This is a genomic window from Sphingobium sp. V4, from assembly GCF_029590555.1.
Lineage (GTDB): Bacteria > Pseudomonadota > Alphaproteobacteria > Sphingomonadales > Sphingomonadaceae > Sphingobium.
Window position 1 is genome coordinate 541501 of sequence record NZ_CP081002.1, and the last position, 6000, is coordinate 547500.

The 6000-nt window shown below is 59.3% G+C and carries 3 protein-coding genes, 1 tRNA gene, 2 rRNA genes and 1 pseudogene (1 of these 7 only partly in view); 4 read left to right on the top strand and 3 right to left on the bottom strand.

The genetic code is table 11. From position 1 onward, the window contains the following. Window positions 1–203: 203 nt before the first annotated feature. From K3M67_RS18175 to tnpC, 4 genes and pseudogenes are all read left to right on the top strand, one after another. Window positions 204–1345: pseudogene (locus K3M67_RS18175) on the top strand (IS3 family transposase); the annotation flags it as partial. Between the two features lie 190 nt (window positions 1346–1535). Further along, window positions 1536–1997, top strand: coding sequence for an IS66-like element accessory protein TnpA (tnpA, locus tag K3M67_RS18180; protein WP_285832881.1), 462 nt, complete (start codon window positions 1536–1538; stop codon window positions 1995–1997). Further along, entirely contained in the window at window positions 1994–2347 is a 354-nt protein-coding gene (gene tnpB, locus K3M67_RS18185) for an IS66 family insertion sequence element accessory protein TnpB (RefSeq protein ID WP_285832203.1), read from the top strand. The genes tnpA and tnpB overlap by 4 nt, the downstream gene beginning before the upstream one ends. Window positions 2348–2501: 154 nt before the next feature. Continuing rightward, window positions 2502–4028: an IS66 family transposase gene (gene tnpC, locus K3M67_RS18190; protein ID WP_285832882.1), complete on the top strand. Its 1527-nt coding sequence runs from the start codon at window positions 2502–2504 to the stop codon at window positions 4026–4028. A gap of 142 nt (window positions 4029–4170) precedes the next feature. On the opposite strand, the gene K3M67_RS18195 is transcribed toward tnpC, so the two are convergent. From K3M67_RS18195 to K3M67_RS18205, 3 genes are all read right to left on the bottom strand, one after another. Continuing rightward, window positions 4171–4247 (bottom strand) — tRNA-Met (locus K3M67_RS18195). A gap of 110 nt (window positions 4248–4357) precedes the next feature. Continuing rightward, a 5S ribosomal RNA gene (rrf, locus tag K3M67_RS18200) occupies window positions 4358–4472 on the bottom strand. Between the two features lie 146 nt (window positions 4473–4618). Then, a 23S ribosomal RNA gene (locus K3M67_RS18205) occupies window positions 4619–6000 on the bottom strand; it runs 1413 nt beyond the window's last position.

The following is a 6000-nucleotide window of genomic DNA, read 5'->3' on the forward strand; positions in this document are numbered from 1 at the left end:
GCGCCTGATCCGGCGCGTCTGTCAGGAAAGCCTAGACAGGAAAGGCGCATAGGTTAAATCATTTGATCTTATCGGTATCCAATCATGGAATGGATGGATTATGCGCTTTCGCGGCCTCGACCTTAATCTGCTCGCCGTATTGATCTGCCCCCTGCGGAGTGGCCCAGAGACTATGATAGTCTGGACCACGAAAGGGACATCGAATGCCAAGCAAGAAGCACAAGCCGGAAGAGATTATCGGCAAGCTGCGTGAAGTTGAGATCGTGCTGGCGCAGGGGGCATCGACCGCCGAAGCGTGCCGCCGGATCGCGGTTAGCGAACAGACCTATTACAGGTGGCGCAAAGAATATGGCGGCCTGAAGACCGACCAGGCACGGCGGATGAAGGATCTTGAGAAGGAGAACCTGCGGCTACGCCGGGCGATCTCCGACCTGACGTTGGACAAGCTGATCCTGCAGGAGGCTGCCAGGGGAAACTTCTGAGCCCCGCTCGGCGGCGACGCTGCATCGATCATGTTCGACGAGAGCTTCCGGTGTCCGAACGACGGATCTGCCGGGTGCTGGGCCAGCATCGATCGAGGCAGCGCAAGGTCCCGCGCGGGGCAGATGATGAACAGGCGCTCACGGAGGACATCATCGCGCTGGCAAAGCAATATGGTCGCTACGGCTATCGCCGGGTGACAGCATTGCTGTGTCATGCAGGATGGACGGTGAACCATAAACGGGTCGAGCGTATCTGGCGGCGTGAGGGGCTGAAGGTCCCGCTACGTCAGCCGAAACGTGGCAGGCTCTGGCTCAACGAGGGATCATGTATCCGCCTGCGGCCGGAGTATCCAGGGCATGTGTGGGCCTACGACTTCGTCGAAGGTCGCACGCATGACGGCCGCAAGTTCCGCATCCTGACGATCATCGACGAGGCCAGCAGGGAATGCCTGGCGCTCATCGTCGCGCGACAGCTCAAGCATGAGGATGTGCTGGCAGCCTTGGCGGACCTGTTCATCTCGCGCGGCCCGCCAGCCAATATCCGGTCCGACAATGGCAGCGAGTTTATCGCGACGGCCGTCCAGCAATGGCTGGGGCAGATCGGCGTGAAGACGCTCTACATAGCACCGGGATCACCATGGGAGAATGGCTATAATGAAAGCTTCAACGGGTCGCTTCGCGACGAACTGCTCAATGGCGAGATCTTCTACAGCCTCGCGGAGGCCAAGGTGCTGATCGAAGCCTGGCGGCGGCATTACAACACCGTGCGCCCGCACAGCAGCTTGGGTTACCGACCGCCGGCGCCAGAAACGGCGACACCGCCATATCCGGCCTCCGGTTCCGCTTCGCTCCACCTCCATCCGGATAGGGCGGCGGGTAGGCATTTGGTGAAGACCGCGCGCAGCAACAATCGCTTCAAGCCGCTTCGTGTCCGGTGCTGTGACCTCGATCTCGATACCCGTTCTCATGCCGCATCGTAAGCGGTCAAAATCCCCCACATTTTCATGATTTGGCGATTTGGTAGGTGTTGAGCCTTGCATATGCGAGGTGGCGATGAGTGGTGATTTCGAAACCAATTTCGAAACTGAAAGGGGTGGGAGGGCAGGCAAGGCCGAGCGTCTTGATGTCATTCCCTTGTCGAATGGCAACCGTGGATGGACGCCGGCGGCGAAGGCGCGGATCATAGAGGAGAGTTTCAAGCAGGGAGCGAATGTGGCCGAAGTGGCGCGGCGTCATGGCATGCTCCCGCAACAGCTTTATAACTGGCGAGGGCGTTTCCGAGAGCGGGCCGAGGGGATGGGCTTTGTTCCCGCAGTGATCGAAGGCCCGCCGGCACCTCCCGTACCGTCGCTATCTTCTGGGCCACCGGCGCCTGCAGTGCCATCGTTGCCCGCGAGCCCGAGGAGTGGCGGTGAGATCGTCATCGAGACCCGCGGGCTGTCGATCCGCATCCCGTCGCACGTCGATGCCGACCATATCGAGCGGGTGCTTCTGGCCGCGCGGGTGACCACATGATCATCCCGCCCGGGCCGTTGAAGGTGCTTGTCGCGACGCAACCTGTGGACTTCAGGAAGGGCATGGTAGGCCTCGCATCACTGGTGCAGCAGGAACTGCAGCTCGACCCATTCTCTGGCATGCTTTTTGTCTTCCGGGCACGCCGAGCAGACAGGATAAAACTCCTGCTATGGGATGGCACCGGGCTCGTACTCGTGACGAAGCGGTTGCAGGATGGGAAGTTCCGCTGGCCCCGACCGGGAGACGGCGTGATGAAGCTGTCGGCGGCCCAGGCTTCGGCGTTGTTCGAGGGGCTGGACTGGTCGCGCATGCATGTGCCGCGCGTGCCAAAACCACTTCATGCACAGTAGATCGCACACCTGATTCTGTCTGGCGCAGGGGTGTTCCCAGCCGTGCGAAACCGGCTAGAATACGGGCGTGGCGGCGCATCCCGAACCCCCTCTCGAGACCAGCCCGGAGGTTGGATATGACGAGCTTCCCGATAATGTGGAGCAGCTCAAGGCGATGGTGCTGGCCGAGCGCGCTCGCGCGGCGCGGCTCGAACATATCCTCAAGCTGATCAACCGCTCGACCTTCGGCAAGCGTTCGGAAAAGCTCCCGGTCGATCAACTGGCATTGACGCTGGAAGATCAGGGCGTCGCCCTTGGCGAAGCCGATGGCTTGCAGGACAAGGCCGCCGAGGAGGCCGAACGTTATGGCCTCAGGCCGCGTCGTCGACGGGCTCCGGATGCCGAGCGCGCATCACTGCCAGCGCATCTGCCGCGCTTCGAGACAGTGATCGAGCCCGAAAGCCTGGAATGTGCCTGTGGCGGGGCGCTACACAAGATCGGTGAGGACCGGTCCGAAAGGCTCGACATCATCCCGGCCCAGCATCGTGTGATGGTGACGATCCGACCCCGCTATGCCTGCCGCTGCTGCAGCGACGGCGTTCGCCAGGCGTCGGCCCCGGCGCATGTAGTGCCGGGCGGCTTGCCGACCGAAGCGCTGATCGCCGATGTTCTGATCAATAAATATTGCGATCACCTGCCGCTCTATCGGCAATCGAAGATCTTCGCCCGGCAAGGCATCGAGATCAGCCGCGCCACTATGGCGAACTGGGTTGGTCGTGGCATCGCTGCGCTGATGCCCATCACCGACAGGATGCGCGCCGATGCGCTTGCCCGTGCCCGCCTGTTCGTCGACGAAACTACGGTCAAGGTGCTGGCGCCGGGAACGGGCAAGACGAAAACCGGCTACATGTGGGTCATAGTGTGCGACGATCGCGCTCATGGCGGCGTGGATCCGCCTCTGGCGCTCTATACCTATATGCCGGGACGCGGAAAAATGTGGGCCAGGCAGTTGCTGGGGTCATACCAGGGCATCCTACAGGTCGATGCCTGGCAGGCTTATGACCAGTTCGGCAAGGACGATGGCGCCGACGCCGGCGTCACGAAGTCCTTTTGTTGGGCTCACCTGCGACGCGGCTTCGTCGATGCAGGCAGCGATGCCCCGGTCGCGCAGGACGCCTTGCAGCGCATTGCCGAAATCTATCGCATCGAGAAGGAAATCCGGGGGCGCACGGCCGATGAACGCCTTGCCGTCAGGCAGGAGCAAACCCGTCCACTGGTCGACAAGCTCCATGCCTGGTTCGCCGCCACCGCACCGCGCATGATGGCTGGATCGGCAACGAGCGATGCGATGAAATATGCGCTCAAGCGCTGGGCGGGCTTTACCCGGTTCCTCGACGACGGCAGGATCGAGATCGACAATAACGCCGCCGAACGGGCCGTCAGGCCGGTGACTCTCCAAAGAAAAAATGCACTCTTCACCGGCCACCAACTCGGCGCTGAAAACTGGGCAGCGATCTCCTCGCTGGTCGAAACCTGCAAGATGCTGGACATCAACCCCTACGCCTATCTCTGCGATGTCCTTACCCGGATCATCACCCGCGCGGATACCGATCCGATCGACGATCTGTTGCCCTACTGCTGGACCAATACCAACGCCGCGAACACCTCGTTCGAACTCAGCAGCATCGCAAGCGCCGCCTGATCGTTCAAATTACAGCCCCGCTCTCAAGGTCATGTGGGGGATTTTGACCGCTTACGCCGCATCGTCGCACGGCACCAACAGCATGGGAATCCCTCAAACGGACTCATTCGTTCCGATCAATCCACTAGGTTATTGGGAATATTGGTTGCGGGGGCAGGATTTGAACCTGCGACCTTCAGGTTATGAGCCTGACGAGCTACCGGGCTGCTCCACCCCGCGACGTTGTTCTGCCTGAGGAGGCAGTTTTTTGCAGCAAAAAGGGGCGGCCTGTTTTACGGGCCGCCCTTTTTGGGATGTGAATGGGTTTTGAACAAAGCGCGAGCTTCAATGCCTGGCGACGCCCTACTCTTCCGGGGCTTGAGCCACAGTACCATCGGCGCAGTCAGGTTTCACGGCCGAGTTCGGGATGGGATCGGGTGGGTCACTGACGCTATGGTCACCAAGCAATGGAGCTGGCGCTTTGTTGGGTATAATCGATGCCCGTGCGGGGTGTGTTGAGATATCCTGGCTGGCTTAACGACCGCCATGTTTCGACAGGTTTTTCAAGGCTGTCGTTGATGGTGGGACTCTGCGGTTCATTTCTGAACCGTTTAAGCGCGAACAGAGCAATTAGGATCGGTTAGCTCCATGCGTTACCGCACTTCCACATCCGACCTATCAACGTCGTGGTCTACGACGGCTCGATGAAATCTTATCTTGAGGGAGGCTTCCCGCTTAGATGCTTTCAGCGGTTATCCCGTCCATACATAGCTACCCAGCTGCGCCCTTGGCAGGACGACTGGTACACCAGAGGTATGTTCAACCCGGTCCTCTCGTACTAGGGTCAACTCCTCTCAAATTTCGACGCCCACGGCAGATAGGGACCAAACTGTCTCGCGACGTTCTGAACCCAGCTCACGTACCACTTTAATTGGCGAACAGCCAAACCCTTGGGACCTGCTCCAGCCCCAGGATGTGATGAGCCGACATCGAGGTGCCAAACGATTCCGTCGATATGAGCTCTTGGGAATCATCAGCCTGTTATCCCCGGCGTACCTTTTATCCGTTGAGCGATGGCCCTTCCACGAGGGACCACCGGATCACTATGACCGACTTTCGTCTCTGCTCGACTTGTCAGTCTCGCAGTCAGGCGGGCTTATGCCATTGCACTCTAACAGACGGTTTCCAACCGTCCTGAGCCCACCATCGCGCGCCTCCGTTACTCTTTAGGAGGCGACCGCCCCAGTCAAACTACCCGCCACAGAGGGTCCCTGCACCGGATAACGGTGCGAGGTTAGACATCAGAAAACAACAGGGTGGTATTTCACCTATGGCTCCACGACAACTGGCGTCATCGCTTCAAAGCCTCCCACCTATGCTACACAGTTCTTTCCTAATGCCACTCTGAAGCTGCAGTAAAGGTGCACGGGGTCTTTCCGTCTAACCGCGGGTACTCCGCATCTTCACGGAGAATTCAATTTCGCTGAGCATATCCTGGAGACAGTGGGGAAGTCGTTACGCCATTCGTGCAGGTCGGAACTTACCCGACAAGGAATTTCGCTACCTTAGGACCGTTATAGTTACGGCCGCCGTTTACCTGGGCTTCAATTCAGAGCTTGCACTCCTCCTCTTAACCTTCAGGCACCGGGCAGGCGTCAGGCCCTATACGTCGTCTTGAAGCCGACTTAGCAGAGCCCTGTGTTTTTGCTAAACAGTCGCTACCCCCTGGCCTGTGCCCCCCATCAAAAGTTGCCTTAAGATGGGGCCTCCTTCTTCCGAAGGTACGGAGGCAATTTGCCGAGTTCCTTCAGGATACTTCTCTCAAACGCCTTGGTATACTCTACCATTCCACCTGTGTCGGTTTAGGGTACGGTCTATACGGTGGGGCTATTTCCTGGGACAACTTCCCTGCCCGGACCAATCCAATAAGGCCGAACAAGTTACGCCATCCGTCACACACCACCAGGCCCACGAATATTAACGTGGTTCCCAT

Coding starts and splice junctions, on each gene's coding strand:
- tnpA (WP_285832881.1), top strand. CDS start 1,536: ATGAGTGGTGATTTCGAAACCAATTTCGAAACTGAAAGGGGTGGGAGG.
- tnpB (WP_285832203.1), top strand. CDS start 1,994: ATGATCATCCCGCCCGGGCCGTTGAAGGTGCTTGTCGCGACGCAACCT.
- tnpC (WP_285832882.1), top strand. CDS start 2,502: ATGGTGCTGGCCGAGCGCGCTCGCGCGGCGCGGCTCGAACATATCCTC.